The 21,465-nt window shown below is 47.1% G+C and carries 19 protein-coding genes; 14 read left to right on the forward strand and 5 right to left on the reverse strand.

The features are described from left to right. Window positions 1-30: 30 nt before the first annotated feature. From M0R47_RS14495 to M0R47_RS14510, 4 genes are all read left to right on the forward strand, one after another. Window positions 31-1,023, forward strand: a complete 993-nt coding sequence (locus M0R47_RS14495) for a zinc-dependent alcohol dehydrogenase family protein (RefSeq protein ID WP_292556074.1) — start codon at window positions 31-33, stop codon at window positions 1,021-1,023. Between the two features lie 98 nt (window positions 1,024-1,121). Beyond that, on the forward strand, window positions 1,122-3,464 hold the full coding sequence (mrcB, locus tag M0R47_RS14500; RefSeq protein ID WP_292556076.1) for a penicillin-binding protein 1B: 2,343 nt from the start codon (window positions 1,122-1,124) through the stop codon (window positions 3,462-3,464). 10 nt (window positions 3,465-3,474) lie between these two features. After that, a complete protein-coding gene (gene lolA, locus M0R47_RS14505) occupies window positions 3,475-4,101 on the forward strand; it encodes an outer membrane lipoprotein chaperone LolA (protein WP_292556078.1) in 627 nt (208 codons plus the stop codon). Between the two features lie 66 nt (window positions 4,102-4,167). Continuing rightward, on the forward strand, window positions 4,168-5,475 hold the full coding sequence (locus M0R47_RS14510) for a replication-associated recombination protein A (protein WP_292556079.1): 1,308 nt from the start codon (window positions 4,168-4,170) through the stop codon (window positions 5,473-5,475). A 490-nt stretch (window positions 5,476-5,965) separates the two neighbouring features. On the opposite strand, the gene M0R47_RS14515 is transcribed toward M0R47_RS14510, so the two are convergent. Then, complete coding sequence (locus M0R47_RS14515) at window positions 5,966-6,286, reverse strand: hypothetical protein (protein WP_292556081.1); 321 nt, start codon at window positions 6,284-6,286, stop codon at window positions 5,966-5,968. Between the two features lie 280 nt (window positions 6,287-6,566). Between M0R47_RS14515 and accA the strand changes: the two genes are divergently transcribed. The 9 genes from accA to truD all read left to right on the forward strand — a co-directional run bounded on the left by accA (window position 6,567) and on the right by truD (window position 15,688). Next, entirely contained in the window at window positions 6,567-7,532 is a 966-nt protein-coding gene (accA, locus tag M0R47_RS14520) for an acetyl-CoA carboxylase carboxyl transferase subunit alpha (protein WP_292556082.1), read from the forward strand. A gap of 58 nt (window positions 7,533-7,590) precedes the next feature. Then, window positions 7,591-9,039 carry a tRNA lysidine(34) synthetase TilS gene (tilS, locus tag M0R47_RS14525; protein WP_292556108.1) on the forward strand — a complete coding sequence of 483 codons (1,449 nt, stop codon included), beginning with the start codon at window positions 7,591-7,593 and terminating at the stop codon, window positions 9,037-9,039. 100 nt (window positions 9,040-9,139) lie between these two features. Beyond that, the gene (locus M0R47_RS14530) at window positions 9,140-10,774 is read left to right on the forward strand and encodes a CTP synthase (protein WP_292556084.1); all 1,635 of its coding nucleotides are present in this window, start codon (window positions 9,140-9,142) and stop codon (window positions 10,772-10,774) included. Further along, window positions 10,771-11,604 carry a 3-deoxy-8-phosphooctulonate synthase gene (gene kdsA / locus M0R47_RS14535; protein WP_292556086.1) on the forward strand — a complete coding sequence of 278 codons (834 nt, stop codon included), beginning with the start codon at window positions 10,771-10,773 and terminating at the stop codon, window positions 11,602-11,604. Before M0R47_RS14530 ends, kdsA begins: the two co-directional genes overlap by 4 nt. A 13-nt stretch (window positions 11,605-11,617) precedes the next feature. After that, the gene (gene eno, locus M0R47_RS14540; protein ID WP_292556088.1) at window positions 11,618-12,898 is read left to right on the forward strand and encodes a phosphopyruvate hydratase; all 1,281 of its coding nucleotides are present in this window, start codon (window positions 11,618-11,620) and stop codon (window positions 12,896-12,898) included. 86 nt (window positions 12,899-12,984) lie between these two features. Then, window positions 12,985-13,254 (forward strand): septum formation initiator family protein, encoded by a 270-nt coding sequence (locus M0R47_RS14545; protein ID WP_292556090.1) that lies wholly within the window; start codon window positions 12,985-12,987, stop codon window positions 13,252-13,254. Window positions 13,255-13,332: 78 nt separating this feature from the next. Further along, entirely contained in the window at window positions 13,333-14,025 is a 693-nt protein-coding gene (ispD, locus tag M0R47_RS14550) for a 2-C-methyl-D-erythritol 4-phosphate cytidylyltransferase (RefSeq protein ID WP_292556092.1), read from the forward strand. Next, a complete protein-coding gene (gene ispF / locus M0R47_RS14555) occupies window positions 14,022-14,495 on the forward strand; it encodes a 2-C-methyl-D-erythritol 2,4-cyclodiphosphate synthase (protein ID WP_292556094.1) in 474 nt (157 codons plus the stop codon). Before ispD ends, ispF begins: the two co-directional genes overlap by 4 nt. Window positions 14,496-14,668: 173 nt before the next feature. Beyond that, window positions 14,669-15,688 carry a tRNA pseudouridine(13) synthase TruD gene (gene truD, locus M0R47_RS14560; protein ID WP_292556109.1) on the forward strand — a complete coding sequence of 340 codons (1,020 nt, stop codon included), beginning with the start codon at window positions 14,669-14,671 and terminating at the stop codon, window positions 15,686-15,688. 1,155 nt (window positions 15,689-16,843) lie between these two features. Here truD and M0R47_RS14565 read toward each other — a convergent pair. The 3 genes from M0R47_RS14565 to M0R47_RS14575 form a co-directional block, all read right to left on the reverse strand. Continuing rightward, on the reverse strand, window positions 16,844-17,386 hold the full coding sequence (locus tag M0R47_RS14565; RefSeq protein WP_292556096.1) for an HPF/RaiA family ribosome-associated protein: 543 nt from the start codon (window positions 17,384-17,386) through the stop codon (window positions 16,844-16,846). Window positions 17,387-17,438: 52 nt separating this feature from the next. After that, window positions 17,439-17,651: a cold shock domain-containing protein gene (locus M0R47_RS14570; RefSeq protein WP_292556098.1), complete on the reverse strand. Its 213-nt coding sequence runs from the start codon at window positions 17,649-17,651 to the stop codon at window positions 17,439-17,441. A gap of 180 nt (window positions 17,652-17,831) precedes the next feature. Further along, entirely contained in the window at window positions 17,832-18,050 is a 219-nt protein-coding gene (locus M0R47_RS14575) for a DUF2934 domain-containing protein (RefSeq protein ID WP_292556099.1), read from the reverse strand. A 429-nt stretch (window positions 18,051-18,479) separates the two neighbouring features. Here M0R47_RS14575 and M0R47_RS14580 point away from each other — a divergent pair, with 429 nt between their 5' ends. Further along, on the forward strand, window positions 18,480-20,870 hold the full coding sequence (locus M0R47_RS14580) for an ATP-binding protein (RefSeq protein WP_292556101.1): 2,391 nt from the start codon (window positions 18,480-18,482) through the stop codon (window positions 20,868-20,870). 26 nt (window positions 20,871-20,896) lie between these two features. Here M0R47_RS14580 and M0R47_RS14585 read toward each other — a convergent pair. Beyond that, window positions 20,897-21,465 (reverse strand): zinc metalloprotease HtpX (locus M0R47_RS14585; RefSeq protein WP_292556103.1); only part of this gene is annotated, 569 nt, incomplete at its 5' end.

The raw sequence follows: 21,465 nt of genomic DNA on the forward strand, positions 1-21,465 counted from the left end.
CATTTTTATTTTCAAAAGGGCTAAAAGAATATGAAAGCAATAATGATGACAGCCATCGGCAACCCTGATGTCCTGGAGTTGCACGATATTGACGAGCCGGAAATTTCCACGGCAACGCAGATCAAAGTCAGGCTTAAAGCCGCAGGCGTCAATCCTGTTGATACCAAAATCAGGCGTAACGGTCTGCTTTTCGGTAACCCTTTGCCTGCGGTATTGGGGTGCGACGGGGCCGGGGAGGTTGTTGCAACCGGCAGTGCGGTCAGCCAATTCAAGCCGGGCGATAAAGTCTGGTTTTGTCATGGCGGATTGGGCCGCGAGCAGGGCAATTACGCCGAATATACAGTGATAGATCAGCGCTGGGTCAGTTTGATGCCGCAAACCAGCTCATTTATCGAGGCCGCCGCAATGCCGCTGGTGCTGATTACCGCGTGGGGCGCTCTGTTCGATCGCGGCGGATTGCAATCAGGGCAAACCGTGTTGATTCATGCCGGAGCGGGAGGCGTAGGCCATGTCGCGATACAGTTGGCGAAATTAAAAGGCGCCCGAGTGATTACCACCGTGAGTTCCGAGCAAAAAGCCGAATTTGCCAAGGCAATGGGCGCTGATGAAGCAATCCTTTATACGCAAGGCAGTTTTGTCGATGCGGTTAATACACTAACCGACGGCAAAGGAGCTAACCTGGTTTTCGATACCGTGGGCGCCGAGGTGTTTAAAGAAAGTATTTCAGCAACAGCACACTTCGGTCGACTGGTAACCTTGCTCGATCCGGGCGAATTGAATCTGGCTGAGGCTCGAATGCGTAATTTATTGATAGGTTTTGAACTGATGTTAACGCCGATGCTTAGGGATTTACATGAAGAAAGGGACAAGCACGTTGAAATTTTAAAGCAGTGTGCGCAATGGCTTGAACAAGGGCTATTGAAAACCCATATCAGTAAACAGTTGCCGCTGGCAGAAGCCGCGAAGGCTCATGAGCTGATAGAAACAGGGCATAGCACTGGAAAAATTGTGCTGGCCGCATAGCGCTTATTTGCGTTGATAACAGATGGTTGCTAATTCAGACAGCCCTGTATTTATGTATAATGGCAAAAGTTAATTTTAAGATAATGTTGTAAGAGGTTATGGCAGAAAAAACAAAAAAACGCGGATCGGGTAGATACGGCAATAAAAAAAAGGCAACTAAATCAAGCTCTCATTGGTTTAGAAATTTACTACTGATTTCTATGTTCGGGTTTGCGTTTGCGTTAGTGAGTTATCTCGGCTACCTGGATTACAACGTACGCACTCAATTCGAGGGTAAACGCTGGGCCATTCCGGCGCGGGTATATGCCAGTCCGGTTGAGCTTTATGCGGGTTACAACCTGACTGCCCCGAAGTTTGAAGAGTTGTTGCAGGCGCTTCATTATAGATTGGATACCCATCTGTCTTCGGAAGGTACCTATTTTAAAACCGGCTCACAAGTCAGCGTAAAAACCCGGGAATTTACTTTCTGGGATCAGGCGCAACCCAGCAGCGTTATCCGGGTGAATTTTAATCAGTCCGGCATTGCCAACATCGTCGATGCGTCGCAAAACAAAGACCTTGCCATTGTGCGCCTGGACCCGGTGCAAATCGGCAGTTTATATCCCACCATAAAAGAAGACCGGATTTTAATTAAACTGGAAGAAGCGCCGGATGCGCTGATTAAAGGGCTGCTGGCTTCGGAAGACCGTGATTTTTATCAGCATATCGGCGTTTCATTTAAAGGCATCGCCAGAGCGGTATGGATGAATGTGCTTGCAGGCCATATGGTGCAAGGCGGTAGTACGATTACCCAGCAGTTGGTTAAAAACTTTTATTTGACGTCAGAACGCAGCTTGAGACGTAAGGTAAAAGAGGCTTTGATGGCGCTGATTCTGGAATATCGCTACAGCAAAGACGAGATTCTGGAAGCCTATTTAAATGAAATCTATCTGGGACAGGACGGCGCCAGCGCTGTGCATGGCTTTGGCTTGGCCAGTGAGTTTTATTTCGGTAGTTCTTTAAAGGATCTGCCATTGGAGCATCTAGCATCCTTAATTGCGCTGGTTCGCGGGCCATCCGAATATGATCCAAGACGTAATGCTGACCGTTCACTGCAACGTCGCAATCTGGTATTGGAACAAATGGAGGCGGAAGGCTATATCACAAAACAACAGGCAGCTTTGGCGGCAGCCAAGCCTATCAATGTGGTCGCCAACGCTCATCGTTCGACTAATCGTTATCCCGGTTTTCTCGATCTGGTCAAGCGGCAATTAAGACAGGAATATAAAGAAGAAGATTTAACGTCCGAAGGCTTGAAGATTTTCACCACGCTGGATACGCGGGTTCAGAATGCGTTGGAAGACTCGATGTCCAAGAAGCTGGGACAGCTGGAAAAACTGCCTAAGGCTAATGATCTTGAAGCCGCCGCTGTAGTAACGCGCAGGGATAGCGGTGAAATAGCCGCATTGATGAGTGGCCGTGATCAAGCCGATGCGGGATTTAACCGTGCCCTGGACGCAGTTCGGCCGATCGGCTCATTAATAAAGCCGGTCGTGTATTTGACAGCGCTGGAATACCCGGACAAGTACACTATTGCCACGCCGGTTGACGATACGGCCATTTTGGTTAAAGGCGCGGGCGGTAACGACTGGAGTCCTAAAAACTATGATCACCAGGAGCATGGCACGGTGGGTTTTCATACCGCGCTAGCGCATTCTTACAATTTGGCTACCGTTCGGATAGGGATGGATGTCGGGGTGGCCCGGGTCGCCAAAACATTAAGAAGCATGGGTATCAACCGGCCGGTTGACCTGTTCCCGTCGTTTCTTCTTGGCGCTGCGCAATTAACGCCGATGGAAGTAACCCAGATATACCAAACGCTGGCCGGCGACGGTTTTTCAACACCGTTAAAGGGCATCAGGGCAGTGGTTGCCGCCGACGGCACGCGCCTGCAAAGCTATCCGTTTACGGTCAGGCAGGTGCTTGATCCGTCAGTTACCTATATCGTCAATACCATTTTGCAGGAAGTGATGCATGAGGGTACCGGACGTTCGGCCTATTCGGCTTTCCCTGCAGATTATGGATTAGTCGGCAAAACCGGCACCACCAATGACTCAAAAGACAGCTGGTTTGCCGGATACACAGGAGACTATTTATCCGTGGTCTGGATTGGCCGGGACGATAACAAACCGGCCGGATTGACCGGTGCTAGCGGCGCCTTGCAGGTCTGGACCTCGTTAATGAGACAGATTTCAACCCAGCCAGTAACATTGATTCCGCCCGACAATATCAAAATGGCCTGGGTTGACCCGGTCAACGGCCTGTTGGCGAACGAATACTGCGTGGGAGCGAGGCGATACCCCTTTATTGCCGGTTCTGCGCCCGAAGAATTTTCACCCTGTGTCGATTCACCCGTCAATCAGCTAGAAACGCTGGTTAAAGAATTGTTACCGAATAATTAAAAGGCTATTTATGAAAAAAATTACAATTTTCGCAGGATTAATCGCAATGCTGCTTTTTAATGCTTCGGGCTATGCGGAAGATAAGCCTGTCAAGCAGTTAAAAGCGTTTTTAAAGAATACAGCATCGCTGACCGCTGACTTTAAACAGGTCTTGATTAATGAGGCGGGCAATCCCACCCAAACCAGTTATGGCGTTTTTTATCTGCAACGTCCGGGAAAATTTCGTTGGGATTATTTAAAGCCCTTCCAACAGCAGATTATCTCTACGTCAGGAAAAGTCTGGTTTTACGATACCGATCTGGAACAGGTTACCGTCAAAAAGCTTGATGAGTCCGTGGGTTCAACACCGGCATTGCTGTTAAGCGGAGAGATATCGCTGGATGATAATTTTACGATGGAGCAGCAGGGCGTGGATGGTGATTTGGTATGGATAAAATTGCTGCCCAAGAACCAGGAAAGCAGTTTTAAATATGTGCTGATCGGCTTGAATAACGGCTCTTTGGGTGGCATGGAGTTGAGCGATAATTTCGGCCAGCTTACACGTATTTACTTTTCCAATGTTATCTTGAATCCGCCGTTAAAACAGACTTTGTTTGAATTTAAAGCGCCAAAAGGTGTTGATGTTTTTTCTGATTGAATTTAGGCAAAAGGCGCAAGCTGTATGTACCGTTAGCCTTTCGTCTTTTGCCTTTAGCCCGCTCTTATGCTTTTCGATGATTTAACCAAGCCCTTGGCCGACCGGATGCGGCCGACAGAATTAGCCGACTATGTCGGTCAACAACATATCCTGAAACCCGGCAAGCCGCTATATGAAGCCATTAATTCAGGGCGCTTGCATTCGATGATTTTCTGGGGGCCTCCGGGCACCGGAAAAACCACGCTGGCACGACTCATTGCCCAACATTCCGATGCCGAATTTATGCCGATTTCAGCAGTGTTATCCGGTGTTAAGGAAATCAGAGCGGCAGTCGCCGAAGCCAAAAAAATCCAGCTGGAAAAACACCGGCGCACGATTTTATTCGTCGATGAGGTACATCGTTTCAATAAATCTCAACAAGATGCTTTCCTGCCGCATGTCGAAGACGGTACCGTTTATTTTGTTGGGGCGACGACTGAAAATCCGTCTTTTGCGCTGAACAATGCGTTATTGTCCAGGGCACGAGTCTATGTGCTTAACGCCTTAACGGCTGATGATTTATTGGCGGTGATCGATAAGGCTTTGACCGATAAGGTGCGCGGTTTAGGCGAACAAACTATCGAAATGGCCGACGACATCAGACTGCTGTTCGCCCAAGCGGCTGACGGCGATGCCCGAAGATTGCTGAACTTGCTGGAAATTGCCGTAGAACTAGCTGCCGCAAAAGGCGGGAAGGTAATTAATGAAGCCATTGCTAAAGAAGTTCTGTCAGGTGGCGTGCGGCGCTTTGATAACCAAGGCGAAGAGTTTTATAACCAGATTTCCGCTTTGCATAAATCCGTGCGCGGCAGCTCCCCCGACGCCTCGCTGTATTGGTTATGCCGGATGATGGACGGCGGCTGTGATCTATCCTATTTGGCCCGGCGCATTGTCAGAATAGCCTCCGAAGATATAGGCAATGCCGATCCAAGAGCCTTGCAGATTTGCATCAACGCCTGGGAAGCCCAAGAGCGCTTAGGCAGCCCGGAAGGCGAGCTGGCATTGGCGCAAGCCGTTGTTTACCTGGCCTGTGCGCCGAAAAGCAACGCCGTTTATATGGCCTACAACGCGGCAATGGCCGATGCCAGACAAAGCGGCAGCTTGGGTGTGCCGGTGCATTTAAGGAATGCGCCGACCAAGTTAATGAAATCGCTGGATTACGGTAAAGAATACCGCTATGCCCATAACGAACCGGAAGCTTATGCCGCTGGGGAGAATTATTTTCCCGATGAGTTGGCGGGCAGGCAATATTACCAGCCGGTGGACAGGGGGCTGGAAATCAAGATCAAGGAAAAATTAAAGCATTTGAAAGCTATGGACAAAAATGCGCTTTAAGACAAAGTGGTTAGAGGCTTTAATTTGTCATAGATATGGATTGGCGAGTTGTACGGGTTGAGAAGTTCAGGGCGTTGCCGAGGAAGGAGGCGCACAGTTCGCGTAAGATGCGCCTCTTTCCTCGCCAGCATCCTATACACGCTCACCTTATTGCAGTTGACATAATGGATCAGGCACTTGTGAAAAAAACTCGATGGCTTGCTTGCCGGAGTTGCCGTATACACTCTTAAAATTCTGCGCTTTGTACGCTCTAACAATATAAAAATTAAACATGGCCGACAACTACAGCGACTACAGTCCGGTAGGCTGGAATAAGCCGGTTTGAGTGACAGCGAGAACTGGTGTTGCCTACATGGATGTAGGTAAGGGGCGTGAGCAGGAGCGGAAGCTTTTCCGGTAAACACCAGATGTTGACTTTCGGCGACGATTGCCGCTTGCTTCTTGATCCGTTTGAGCGCGAAGTGAAACCGCTCTTGTCCCCTTTGTGCTTTTATACTGAGCCAGTAATCTTATTAACTAGCAGAGTGTAGCGATTGAAAAAACGCCCGTTGTTTTTCTGCTCTTTGCCGTGAAAGGTCACTGTCACTAAATCCCCCAGTGCTGCGTTATTTTGTTTCAAGCTGTGTATCAAATAACGGTTTAGGGCAATACTCACAACCGAGCCGTCATCATTTTGTAAAAACATGATTTTCTGTTCGTCATAGAGTGAATCTTTAAAAGTGCCGCTGCCTTGAATTACGCCTGTAATTGTTTCGCCTGCCGACGGTTGCCAGTAGGTAGCTTTGTTTGTAGGTGGTAGGTTTTCGGTCATTTTTTATCCTGTTTTGTTAGTGGGGCAACAGGATACAATTGTACTCAGTTCATCTTAATCGTGCTTAATAGCAGTGAACGCAACAGGCATGAAAACGGAGCTGGATAAACAGTCGGTTCATGCAACATGCTGATTCATTTAGTGTCTTTCATGTCTTTCGTGTTTTTTTCGGGTAAGCTGCGGTTTTTAGGTCAATTGGAACCGGTAATTTATTTAGAATAAATTTCTGAATTTCGATAAAATCCCCCGTTACTGTAACAACCCTTCAGATCAAGTCTACATGGACCTAAAATTTCTCGATTTCGAACAACCCATCGCTGAATTAGAAGCGAAAATTGAAGAACTCCGCAATGTGCAGTTCGACAACGACATTAATATCTCCGATGCGCTTAAGCAATTGGAAGATCGAAGCCAGGCGCTGACCGAATCGATTTTTACCAATCTTTCCGATTGGCAGATTTCCCAGTTATCCCGTCATCCGGGACGACCTTATACGCTGGATTATGTCGAGCATATTTTTACCGATTTCCATGAACTGCACGGCGACCGGGCTTATGCGGATGATCCTGCGGTTATTTGCGGCTTGGCTCGCCTTGATGGTCAGCCGGTTATGGTGATTGGCCATCAAAAAGGACGCGATACCAAAGAAAAAATTTATCGCAACTTCGGCATGCCGCGTCCGGAAGGTTACCGCAAGGCATTGCGGATGATGAAAATGGCGGAGCGCTTCAAAATGCCGATTATCTGCCTGATTGACACACCGGGAGCTTATCCGGGGATCGGCGCGGAGGAACGCGGTCAGAGTGAAGCCATCGCCAGAAACCTGTTTGAAATGGCCAGACTGAAAACGCCGATCATCTGCACCATCATCGGTGAAGGCGGTTCCGGCGGCGCGTTGGCTATCGGTGTCGGCGATCGCTTAATCATGCTGGAATACAGCACTTATTCCGTTATTTCTCCGGAAGGTTGTGCATCTATTCTATGGAAAAGCCAGGATAAATCGCAATTGGCTGCCGAGGCGATGGGTATTACTTCGGATCGTATCCGTGAGCAGGGTTTTCTGGATGAAGTTGTCAGGGAACCTTTAGGTGGCGGTCATAGAAATTTTAAAGTCATTGCCTCGAATTTAAAGGAAACACTGCTTAGGCATATGAACGAATTGATGCAGCAACCTATGGAAACTACGCTGGAAAGACGCTATCAGCGGATTATGGATTTTGGCGTTTTTGAGGAAAGCGGGAAGTAGGGCATAGGTGCAAGGCGAAAGGCGAAAGGCGAAAGGTTCGTCTCTCTGTGGGGACTGCATTCTAAAATTCGATCTTGGAGAGGCGCAACGAAGATTTTATATCGGTTACAGCGGTGGTGTGGATTCCCATGTTCTGCTGCATTGTTGCGCATCAATAACTCAACTCCAAGGTAAAATTATCGCAGTTTACGTGCATCACGGCTTGCAGGCAGAGGCTGAGTCTTGGGCCGGACATTGCGAAAAGACCGCTAAAGACCTGGGTGTTGAGTTTTTAACGCTACGGGTTAATGCCAGGGCGGCGCCCGGTGAAAGTCCTGAAGAAGCCGCCAGAAACGCCCGGTATGCGGCTCTAAAATCGTTACTTAATGTTGATGATGTGTTGCTGCTAGCGCAGCATAGAGAAGATCAACTGGAAACGGTGCTGCTGCAATTATTTCGCGGCAGCGGCTTACGCGGTCTTTCCGGAATGCCGGAGCGTCAGGCTTTTGGGGCTGGGGTTATGCTCAGGCCTTTGTTGAACACATCCAAACAGGCGATTAGCGATTATGCCCGGGCGCATCGATTAAGCTGGGTTGAAGATCCCAGTAACGAAAGCAATGATTATGACCGTAATTTTTTGCGCAATGCGGTTGTGCCGTTGCTAAAACAGCGTTGGCCGTCACTCGATAAGACTTTATCGCGCTCTGCAAAACATTGTGCGGATGCCCAGGTGTTGGTTGACGAGGTCGCCGATGAGTTATTCGACGCGGTTTTTAATCCGGCAGATAGGACATTGTGTATTAGCCGGTTATTGGAACATCACCGTCATCAGCAACAACTTATCATCAGGCATTGGTTCCGGCATAGAGGGCTAAAAATGCCCAGTCAGAGTTTTGTCAGGCGGATACTGAGCGAGGTGGTTGCGGCAGCCGGGCATCGTGATCCGGTATTGTCAGGCCAGGGATACAGCATTCGCCGTTATCGAAATAAGCTGTACTGCCTGATCAACCTGTTTGGAACCGACTTGTATTTACCCGAAGGGCATCAGGCAGGGAAGCCTGATGTGGCAAATCTGCCTGGAGCAGATTTGCATTCACCCGAAGGGCATCAGGCAGGGAAGCCTGATGTGATAAGTCCGCCTGGAACAAAAAAGCCTGGAATAAACCAAGCCTTGCAAGTACCCCAAAATCGAGTTTGGCCGGTTGGGCAAGCGTCGATAAATATCATCAACAAGCAGACATTGGCTTATAAATTGTCTTCAAAGGGAATACCTTATGAGCAGTGGCAGACTGCCAATGTTGAGGTGAGGTTTCGCCAGGGCGGTGAAAAGATCTGCCTGCCGGGGCGTGAAGGTCATCATTCACTAAAAAACTTGTTTCAGGAAGCCGGTATTCCTCCTTGGGAAAGGGATGTTATGCCGTTGATTTACCTGAATGGTCAGCTCGCCGCCGTAGGCGATCTTTGGATCAGTACGGCGTTTTATAGCGAAAAAGCACAGGGCTGCATCAGTTTTTGTCTGCAAAGTTAAGAATTAAACCCAAAAGACAATGACGAAAAGCGCATTGTCGATTAAAATGCACCAGTTTTACCTAACTTCATCAGTTTTCACTGAAGTCTAAAAATCCTACATGACAAAATACATTTTCATTACCGGTGGCGTTGTTTCGTCTCTTGGCAAAGGCATTGCTGCATCTTCACTTGCCGCTATTCTTGAATCTCGCGGTCTTAAGGTCACCATGACCAAGCTTGATCCCTATATCAATGTCGATCCGGGCACCATGAGTCCTTTTCAGCATGGTGAGGTATTTGTTACTGAAGACGGCACCGAAACCGATCTCGACTTAGGTCATTACGAGCGGTTTATTAAAACCACGATGACTAAACGCAACAGTTTCTCAACAGGACAGGTCTACGAAAGCGTTCTGCGCAAGGAGCGTAGAGGCGAATATCTGGGAGCGACGGTGCAGGTCATTCCGCATATTACCGATGAAATTAAACGTCGCGTTTATGAGAGCGCCGAAGATGTGGATGTCGCCTTGATTGAAGTCGGCGGCACAGTGGGCGATATTGAATCCTTGCCATTTCTGGAAGCTATCCGGCAGATGCGTTTTGAATTGGGCTCAGACCGGTCGTTGTTTATTCATTTGACGCTGGTGCCTTATATCCGTTCAGCCGGTGAAATAAAAACCAAACCGACCCAACATTCAGTCAAAGAATTGCGCAGTATCGGCATACAGCCGGATATTTTGATTTGCCGCTCCGAACAAGCAATACCTGTCAGTGAGCGTCGCAAAATTGCCTTGTTTACCAACGTAGAAGAAAAAGCGGTTATTTCTGCGGTCGATGCCGCTTCGATTTACCAAATTCCGTTGTTGCTGCGCGATCAAGGTCTGGACGATATTGTCGTTAATAAATTACGGCTGGATGTGCCCCCGGCTGATTTGTCCGAATGGAAAGCCGTTGTTGAAGCGCTGAAGCATCCTGTCAATGAAACGACTATCGCTATCGTTGGCAAGTACGTCGATCATTCCGATGCTTATAAATCGCTGAACGAGGCTTTGATTCATGCCGGTATCCGTACTCGCACCAAGGTCAACATCATCTATATCGATTCTGAAACGATAGAGGATGAAGGTGTTGCTAAGCTGAAAGGCGTTGACGCCATTCTGGTGCCGGGCGGCTTCGGCGAGCGCGGTGTCGAAGGCAAAATCGCCACGGTTAAATATGCACGGGAAAATAAAATCCCTTATCTGGGCATTTGCCTAGGCATGCAGGTTGCCGTTATTGAATTTGCCCGTGATGTGGCTGGCCTGGAAGGCGCCCACAGCACCGAATTTTTACCAAAATCGCCGCATCCGGTGATCGGTTTGATTACCGAATGGATGGCGGAAAGCGGTCAATTGGAAGTGCGCGACGAAAATTCCGACTTAGGCGGTTCCATGCGCTTGGGCGGACAGCAATGCCGACTGCAATCCGATTCGCTGGCTTTCCAGCTTTATCAAAAAGATGTGATTACCGAAAGGCATCGTCATCGTTACGAATTTAACAACCAGTATCTGGAAAAGCTGGAACAGGGGGGTATGCGCTTTTCCGGCAAGTCTATTGACGGCCGTTTGGTTGAAGTGGTCGAAATCTCCGATCATCCGTGGTTCCTGGCTTGCCAGTTTCACCCGGAATTTACCTCAACACCCAGAAAAGGCCATCCGCTGTTTTCAGGGTTTGTAGTTGCAGCTGTTGAACATAAAAAAGGCGCAGTAAAATGAAGTTATGTGGATTTGAAGCAGGCCTGGATCAGCCGTTTTTTTTGATAGCCGGTCCTTGCGTTATTGAAAGTGAACAGTTAGCACTGGATACTGCGGGTGCGTTAAAAGAATTAACAGCAGCGTTAAACATTCCCTTTATCTACAAGTCATCGTTCGATAAAGCCAACCGCTCATCGCACGAAAGTTATCGTGGTCCCGGCGTGGAAGAGGGGCTGAAGATACTGGAAAAAGTCAAACAACAAATCGGCGTGCCGGTATTGACCGATGTGCATGAAGACACGCCTTTAGCCGAAGTCGCAGCCGTGGTTGATGTCATGCAAACGCCTGCGTTTTTGTGTCGGCAAACCAACTTTATTCAGCAGGTTGCCTCTCATGGCATTCCTGTGAATATCAAAAAAGGCCAGTTCCTGGCGCCTTGGGACATGGTGCATGTCGCCAACAAGGCTAAGGCCACCGGCAACCAACAGATTATGGTTTGCGAGCGCGGCGTATCGTTCGGTTACAACAATTTGGTTTCCGACATGCGCTCATTGGCGGCCATGCGCGATACCGGTTGTCCCGTTGTTTTTGACGCGACTCATTCGGTGCAACTGCCCGGCGGACAAGGCACGGTATCAGGCGGACAGCGCGAATTCGTGCCGGTATTAGCCAGAGCCGCCGTTGCAGTCGGCATTGCCGGACTGTTTATGGAAACCCACCCAAATCCAGCGGAAGCAAAAAGTGACGGCCCTAACTCCTGGCCTTTACACAGAATGAAAGAATTACTGGAAGTTTTATTAACTATCGACAAGGCTGTTAAATCTACCAGCCTAATCGAAACAACTCTCTAAATAAGGAAAAATAATGACTGCAATAGTAGATATTCGTGCAAGAGAAATTTTAGATTCACGCGGCAACCCGACTCTGGAAGCGGACGTAATTTTGGCGTCCGGCGTGATCGGCAGCGCCATGGTGCCATCCGGCGCATCGACTGGCGAGCGCGAAGCAATAGAATTGCGTGACAATGACAAAGGTCGTTATTTGGGTAAAGGCGTATTAACCGCAGTTAAGAATGTTAATACCGAAATTCGTGATGCCATTGTCGGTATGGAAGTAAGCGACCAAACCGGTATCGACAAAAAAATGATCGCACTGGACGGTACTGAAAACAAAGGCCGTTTAGGCGCTAACGCTATTTTAGCGGTATCTATGGCAGCGGCTCACGCGGCGGCTAAAGAAGCGGGCGTACCTTTATACCGTCACTTGAACACCAGCGGCAAATTCGTTATGCCGGTACCGATGATGAACATCATCAACGGCGGTTCACACGCTGATAACAGCGTTGACCTGCAAGAATTCATGATCCTGCCTGTTGGCGCACCGACTTTCCGTGAAGCGATTCGTTACGGCGCAGAAGTTTTCCACAACTTGGCGAAAGTTTTAAAAGGCAGAGGCTTGGCAACTACAGTCGGTGACGAAGGCGGTTTCGCACCTAACTTGTCTTCTAACGAAGAAGCGATTGAAGTTATTCTGGAAGCGATCGAAAAAGCCGGTTACAAAGCGGGCGTCGATATTTTCTTAGGTATGGATGCAGCCAGCTCCGAATACTACAAAGACGGCAGCTATGAGTTGTCAGCCGAAGGCAGAAGCTTTAACTCTACTGAAATGAACGATTTCTTCGTTGAATGGGTTAACAAATACCCGATCATTTCTATTGAAGACGGCTTGGATCAAAACGACTGGACTGGCTGGAAAGATCAAACCGAAAAATTGGGCAACAAAATCCAATTAGTTGGCGATGACTTGTTCGTGACTAACCCCGTTACTTTAAAAGAAGGCATTGAGAAAGGCATTGCTAACTCAATCCTGATCAAAGTAAACCAAATCGGTACTTTGACCGAAACTTTGGAAGCGATTAACACTGCTCACGCGGCAGGTTACACCGCTGTTGTATCGCATCGTTCAGGCGAAACCGAAGACACCACCATTGCTGATTTAGCCGTTGCGACTGGCACCGGACAAATCAAAACCGGTTCTTTGAGCCGTTCTGACCGTGTCGCTAAATATAACCGCCTGATGAAGATTGAAGAAGAATTAGGCGACTTAGCGGTTTACGCAGGCCGTAGCGCGTTTAAAATGCTGTAAAAAAGCAGACGAAGGGCGAAAGGCGAAAGACGAAGGGTGGAAATCATGAGTCTTGCGTCTTTTGCCCTTAGCCTTTTGTCTCATCTATGAAAGTCATCATTGCAATTATCATCCTGTTAATTATCCATTTCCAATATCGGATATGGGTTGGCGACGGCAGTTTTGCGCAGATTGATGCCTATCAACAGCGTCTTGACGATCTGAAAAAACAGGCAGAGGAAAAAAGACAGCGCAATGAAGCGCTGTATGCCGAAGTGCTGGATTTAAGGAAAGGGCAGGAAGCCATTGAAGAACGGGCTCGGGATGAATTAGGGATGATTAAGGAAGATGAGACGTTTTTTCATGTGCTTGAATAAGGCGAAAGACGAAAGGCTAAGGGCGAAAAAAGCACCGGCCTTTCGTCTTTCGCCTTTAGCCCTTCGCCTTTTTTATCCATGACCCACTCAATAAAATTCTGGGCTATCGTCCCAGCTGCCGGTGTCGGCAAACGCATGCAGGCCGATCGGCCTAAGCAATATCTGGAACTTGCCGGGAAAACGGTCATAGAACATACCCTGTCGCGCTTGTTGCAGGCTGATGTTTTTGCCGCCATCGCCGTTGCGGTTTCCGAAGAAGACCCTTACTGGCCCGATCTGGCCATATCACAGCATAAAAACATCATCACCGCTCCCGGCGGCAAAGAACGGGCCGATTCCGTGCTGTCCGGTTTAAAAACTATCAGGGAGCAAGCATCAGACGGTGATTGGGTGTTGGTGCACGACGCGGCAAGGCCCTGCATTACCGCGACCGATATTCACTATCTGATCAATTCACTGGTTAACGATGACGTGGGCGGGATTTTGGCCTTGGCCTCGCCGGATACGTTAAAACAGGTGCAAGGTAACGCCATTACCGGCACGTTGGATAGAAGCCATATATGGCGGGCGCTAACGCCGCAGATGTTCCGTTACAGCATGTTAAAAAACGCACTGGAACAGACGCAAGGCAATCCGGCCATCACTGACGATGCCAGCGCCTTGGAATTACAAGGGTTACAGCCGAAAATCGTCGAAGGCCGACCCGACAACATCAAAATCACCCGCCCGGAAGACCTGGCGCTGGCGCAATTTTATATGGAGCAACAATGATTAGAGTAGGTCAAGGTTACGATGTGCACCGCTTCAAAGACGGCGGCGAGGTCATTCTAGGCGGCGTAAAAATAGATTACGAACAAGGCCTGGAGGCGCATTCCGACGGCGATGTGGTGTTGCATGCCTTATGCGACGCCATCTTGGGCGCGGCGGCCTTGGGCGACATCGGCAAGCATTTTCCCGATACCGATCCTGAGTTTAAAGGCGCCGATAGTCGCGTGTTATTGCGTCATGTTTATAAGATTGTGCAGGAAAAAGGCTATCGACTGATTAACGCCGACATAACTATTATTGCTCAAGCCCCAAAAATGTCGCCGCATACTGCTGCCATGTGCCTCAATATCGCCGAGGATCTGCATGTGGACGTAGACTGCATTAACGTCAAAGCGACCACCACCGAAAAGCTCGGCTTTGAAGGACGCAAAGAAGGGATTGCGGTACAGGCGATCGTCCTGATCGAAAAATAGTCGTTACATTCTCTCTGTGAGATTTGTCGTTTTAAGTTTGCGGTAAAAACACAATCCGTAGGGCGCATTGCGTCGCATGATTTACTTCTACCCATCAGATTGGGTTTTAACAATGGTCGAGGCGGAATCCAGGATTCCATCGATTGAAAAAAAACAGCCGAGTCAGCCTTCTAATGCAAACTATTGAAATCCCCGTCTGGCCTTATGTTTACGGCCAACCTTCCGGCTCCGGCAAAATCCGCAGCTTGCCTGAAGATTTTATCGTTACGGAAAACCTGTCCTTTGAGCCGTCAGGCGCGGGCGAGCACGCTTTTTTGCAAATAGAAAAGAAAGGCGAAAATACCGAATATGTCGCCAGGCAACTGTCCAGGTTTGCCAATGTCCGGCAACGTGACGTCAGCTATGCAGGCTTAAAAGACCGCTACGCGGTCACGACGCAATGGTTCAGCGTCTGGTTGCCCGGTAAGGCCGATCCCGATTGGACTCAGTTCGAATCGGACAACGTGAAAGTGTTGCAAGCCGTTCGCCATGCCAGAAAGCTCAAGCGCGGCGTATTGTCAGGCAACAGCTTTAAGCTGGTTGTTCGCGATTGGCAGGGCGACCAGGAAAAAACCGTTCAGCAATTGGAACTGATTAAGGCCAATGGCATCGCCAATTATTTCGGCTCGCAACGCTTTGGCAACGAGGGACAAAATGTCAGCAAGGCTTTGGCAATGTTTCAGGGCGCAAAAGTGGGGCGTGAGCAGCGCAGTATCTATTTATCGGCAGCCAGGTCTTATTTGTTCAACCTGATTTTGGCTGAGCGGGTAACGCAACATAACTGGAACCAGCCGGTTGCAGGCGATACCTATCAATTCGACTTGTCGCACAGCTGTTTTCAATCGGAACAACCGGACGCGGAGATCACCCGGCGGCTGGCGGCAAAAGAAATTCATCCTACCGGCGCATTATGGGGCAAGGGAAATGCCGATGTGTCAGCCGAGGCGCTAGTTATCGAGCAAACGGTTATCGAGCGGCATCAGCTTCTGGCCGAAGGTTTGATAGCGAATGCCGTTGATCGGGACAGACGCGCATTAAGGATTAACGTGCAGGATTTGCACTGGCAGTTTATTGATGATGCGACGCTGGAGCTTTGTTTTACCTTGCCGGCGGGGAGCTATGCCACGGCGGTGCTGCGGGAAATTATCGTATAAGTGGCTGTTTTTAATAACTGATATATCGAGGTTATCGCACCCGAGGGCGAGTTACTTTCTTTTGCGTTGCCTATACATGGACGTGGTAAGGAGCGTGTGCACGACTGCATCCGTGCAACGCCCCTAACGGCCTGTTCCCGCCGAAAGCTGCGGTGCTCAGCGATGAGGCAAACGAGGACAAAGACATCCCTGCATAACATTAGTTAATAAATTGACACTAAAACTTAACGCCACACAGAACGCGTAATTTACAGTTTCTTGGTATCCCGGTCATTGCGCCTGAATTGTCTGTAGGATACGCGCAAAGGGTAGGGCGGAAGCTCAGCCATTGATATTCCGATCACTATTCCAGACGAGTTATTCCTTTTCCTATTCTTAGGGCTATATTTTTTTGCTGGGATCTAAACCGGTTTTCCAGAATCCAGTAAGTGCAGTTGTAAATTTATGGGTAGTTATTCGTATTTACTTTCCTGAAATTATGTTGCACAAATTTTTTATCTATTAACAATTTATTAAGTGGTTTTTAAATACTATACTTTAATATATTTTATTATCAGCGGTAAATACTGATTTTTATTTTAATGTCATCTGCTTCTATTGTGTGGAAATTGGCCGGATTCTATACTTAATAAAATGAGTTATTTTTAAGCCGCTCAAAGAATGGCGAAATAAAAAATAAATAAATATTCTGGGTGAGTGTCAGTCGGCGTTGTTATTCTTTATAAATAATAACAAAGATTCGGTTGAGTATATGGTTGAGCAAAAACTAAAACATATGTTGAATATTTTTTTATATAGATGTGTGTTAATGTGCCTTGTTATTAACTCATAGTGACTAAAACATTCGCAGTATCGATAGGATAAAAAAGCGGGCTATATTTTCTTGGTAGATATAGATTATTTGGATAGTGATTATGTTTGTTAAGGCATTATTTTATTATATGATAAACATTCAGGTATATGCGCTAAATCAGTCGAAGCAAACATAGCATTATCATAACTTCGGAGATTATGGCTATACCAAGACATATTGATTTACAGTTGGAACAGTCCGGCATGATTCCAGAAAATCAGGGTAAAACCAAGCCATGCCGGAGCTGTCACTCAGCATTAAAATAAATTAGAGCAGCATATAGTCAATTTAAACCACTGTATTTAAGGATAAACAATACTGGCTTGAGGGCCAAGATCGTCGTTTTCTTCAATATAGCGGACTTCATCGCCAACCTGTAACGCATCAAACCCGCTTCCTGTCACACTGTTCCGGTGAAAATAGACTTCATGCCCATCTGTAGCTTCAATAAAACCGTGATTTTTTTCCGGCAGCAGACGGGTTACGGTTCCAGTGTTTTGCAAGTCATGAGTTTTAACCTTGCCCTGCTGAATTCGTGCATAGTCTTCAAGCTGTCGCGTCGCGGCATTGAAGGCATCACGTATGGCTACATAAATGTCTTCATAAGCTTTGTTGTCATGATGCTCTCGACTAATAACCAATTCTTTGCGAGGAGTAGTGATATCAATGCGTATATGATACGGATTACCTTGATGGTGGCGTTGGTGCTCGGCTTCCACCGCAACTCGGCAGCCTATGATATGTGTATGAAACCTATCCAGCTTGCTAGCTTTTTCACGGATTTTAGCCTCTACAGCATCTGAATGAGGTATCCCACGAAAAGTAATTTGTAATGGGATTTGCATATTAGTCACCTTTGTCGAGGCTAAATACGAGAAAAGCTCATCCGTTGTTGCATTAGAGAATGATTAAATCTTCAGCTTGCGGGCCTTTTTTTCCTTGGGTTACGTTAAATTTCACTCTTTGCCCATCAGATAATGATTTAAATCCTGTGGTACTGATATTACTGTAATGTACAAAAACATCAGGGCCTTTTTCTTGCTCAATAAAACCAAAGCCTTTGCTAGCATTAAACCATTTAACTGTACCAGTATTTGTTTGTGTTGACATAATTAACATCCTAGAGATTAGATTAATATAATTAAGTAATTGATATGTTACTCAATTCTGATTTTCGATAAATGCCAGCTATCAGTGTGATAGTTAACAAAATATATGTTTGTATTTTATTTAGTTAATTCGCCATAACATCTCCAGTAATATATAAATTTTGATATTAAAATAAATTATCTAGTGAGATTTGTTTTTAGTGACCATCTCTTGAAGTTCCTGCTCTGCCTCGATCCAGTCATCAATTTCGTGGCCTGGTTCAAACCCTCTTTTTTCTGCTTTATAGAAGGCAACCTCAGCAATTTTTGTATAACAGTCCGGGAGATTTATAGGCGTTGAAGGTGCTGTTGGGCTTAAAATAGTGTCCTGAGGAGGCGTATGCATTTCCACTCTATTCATATAAAACTTTGTAGTCGTAAAAAATTTAACTGGGGACATTGAAACAAAAAATTATCAACAAAAATATTAGTGCGAATACTTAGGACGTAGAGGCAATCTAAAGACATTGAAACAGAGGATTTTTTCCCTTTACATACGTTTTTAGTTGGTTATTTCGAATCAGGGAGAACGCTCTTGCCGATGTAAGAAGACAGGATGAGCAATAGTGCTAATACTTGATGTAACAATGTTCTGGAAATAGGATTGATTAGCGATTATTATTAAAATATAAGTTTTTCTGCATTGTTAATTATCAATATTTAAAAGAATTGTTAATTCAAGATGGATCATAATCCTTAATATAGGGTATGTTCTTGCATAAAGCGCAGGTAGCGTATATTTAGCGCCACCCAACTCATAAACTGAATTTTCCACGTAGAGTTATAGCCCATGAAAAATACGCCGTTGGATCCTTCACAACTCTATAAGCCATGCAATGTTGAACAGCTAAAGTTCAGCTCCACCGAGGAGCTTGAAGATATTGATATTGCCGTGGGGCAACAACGCGCTGTGGAAGCCGTCAAATTGGGCATCCACATGCATAAGGACGGTTATAACATTTTTGCAATGGCTCCTGCCGGTACCGGTAAATTGACTACCATACGTCAATTGGTCGAACATGAAGCCAGTCGGCAAGGTATCCCTTCGGATTGGTGCTATGTAAACAATTTCAGTCAGCCTTCCCAGCCTAAGGCCATTAGATTAATGCCGGGACAAGGCAAGTCGTTTAAGCATGATATGGCTCAGTTGATTGACGAGCTGAGTATCGCGATACCTGCGGCATTTGACGGTGACGAATACCGGTCCAGAGCTGGCGAGCTCGAAAGCGAATCGCGCCAACGGGAAATTAGCGAGCTCAGCCGAGTGCGCGAAGATGCGGCAAATGCCCATATTCTGCTCACCGAAACTGCGACCGGTTATGCCTTCTCCCCGGCAAATGAAAACAACGAAGTTATCAGTCCCGAGCAGTTTAACAAGCTTGATAAGGACAAACAGCATGAAATACAACACACCATTTTCGAGTTGCAGGAGCGCTTGACCAAGCTGCTGAAAAACTTCCCCATCTGGCGCAAGGAAACCAAACGTAAACTTCAAGCGCTTAACCGTGAAGTTGCGGAGCAGGCCGTCAATCATTCCATTGATGACCTGATCGAAAAATACGCCCACCAGGAGACTGTTCTTAGTTATCTGAATGATGTTCAAAAAGATATTATTGAGCATGTGTTGGATTTTCTTCCGCGTAGCGAAAAAATGCTTCCATTTATGGAGTTAACGCAGGAAGCTAATCCGCTTAAACGTTATAGCGTAAACCTGATGGTGGATTTTAGCGGCAAGAAATCGGCTCCTGTTATTTACGAAGACCATCCGATCTACAGTAACCTCATCGGCCGTATCGACCATCAAGCCTACATGGGATCGCTCGTTACCGATTTCACTATGATCAAGCCCGGCGCACTGCATAATGCCAATGGCGGTTACCTTCTTATCGATGCCCGAAAACTGCTGTTTCAACCTTATGCCTGGGATACGCTTAAAAGAACACTGAAATCCGGCGAAATCCGTATTGAGTCTCTGGAACGGACGCTCAGCCTGATCAGTGCTACATCGCTGGAGCCGGAACCCATACCGCTCAATTTGAAGCTGATCTTGTTGGGTGAAGCTCTGATTTATTATCTGCTCTGCGCCTATGACCCGGAATTTCATGACCTGTTTAAAATCGCAGCCGATTTTGACGAGTCGGTGTCCAGGGAAGGCAACGACCAGGAGTATGCCCGTTTACTGGCGACTATTGCCCGCCGCGAAAAGTTGCGCCCACTAAACCAGAACGCGGTTGCCCGAGTTATCGAGCACAGTTCCAGAATGGTCGGCGATACGGAAAAGTTGCTCACCCATCTGCGTAGTATCAAAGACTTGTTATCGGAATCGGATTATTGGGCGCAGAGTAATGGTCATGAACATATTGACAGCAGCGATGTGCAACAGGCCATTGATCATAAAACGCACCGGCTGGATAAACTCAGGGAAAAATTGTATGAAAATATCCATCGGGGCACCCTGTTAATTGACCTGGAAGGCAAGGTCATTGGTCAAGTCAATGGCCTTTCGGTATTGGCGTTGGGTGATTTTAGTTTCGGGCAGCCTTCCCGGATTACCGCAACCACTCGCCTGGGTAGCGGAAAAGTGGTTGATATTGAACGTGAAACCAAACTGGGCGGGGCCATTCATTCAAAAGGCGTATTAATATTGTCGAGTTTTATTGGCGCCCGATATTCCCGAAAAATAGAGTTTTCGATAGCTATCAGCCTGGTATTTGAACAGTCCTATGGCTACGTTGAAGGCGACAGCGCCTCTCTGGCTGAACTTTGCACTATTTTATCGTCGATTGCCCAGATTCCGTTACGGCAGGATTTGGCAATGACCGGTTCAGTCAATCAACTAGGCAGTGTTCAACCGATAGGCGGGGTTAATGAGAAAATTGAAGGCTTTTTTGATATTTGTGTCAAAAAAGGTTTAACCGGTACTCAAGGGGTGATCATTCCTTCCGCCAATATTAAACATTTGATGCTGCGCTGGGATGTGGTGCATGCCGCTCAAACCGGGCAATTCAATATTTACGCGGTAACAACCGTAGATGAAGCAATTGAGTTACTGACAGGAATGGAAGCAGGCATTGTGAATGAGCAAGGGACTTATCAGCCGGAATCGTTTAACGGCCAGGTTGAAACCCAACTGTTGCAATTTAGCAAAATTAAAAAACAAAATACTAAGCCCAAAAAGTAGAATATCCGGGCGATATTCTGAACGGTTTAATACCAGAATCCACCGATATGCCGACGAGGTTTCCTGATAGATTTCTGATAGTGGACGGGTACGGAAAATCTGTCATGGTTGGAATATTTCAAAGCCTGTTTTGAAGTGGCTTTCAAACTTAGCAACCGCTTTATTCTTTCCTCGGTGTCCGGGTGCGTTCGGAGCACGGATGGAATTGATCCTCTATGACCACGCCCAAACAGAATGTCGAGAAGCGACGACTCGTAGACTTCCAGCTTACTTAGAGCCATTGCCAAGCCTTCGGGGTCATTCGTTAGTAAAATGGCATGATGATCGGCATCAAATTCCTTCATCCTGGATAATGACAGTTGCAGGAAACTCATTATTGTCGGCGCCACAATCAGCACCCCTAACGCAAACCAGGAAATCGTAACCCAGCCCAGAAAATACAGCGGCAAGTTTAAAAAAACTAACAAGAAACCGGTTAAAGACAAGGTGTTGGTGATGCGGTTGAGAATATCGGCGTAAGTCATCACGCGCACGTCGTTATGCCGGATATGACTGATTTCATGCGCCAATACCGCGGTAATCTCCCGCATGGTCA

Origin of the sequence: Methylobacter sp. (assembly GCF_023227905.1) — a bacterium.
GTDB lineage: Bacteria > Pseudomonadota > Gammaproteobacteria > Methylococcales > Methylomonadaceae > Methylobacter_A.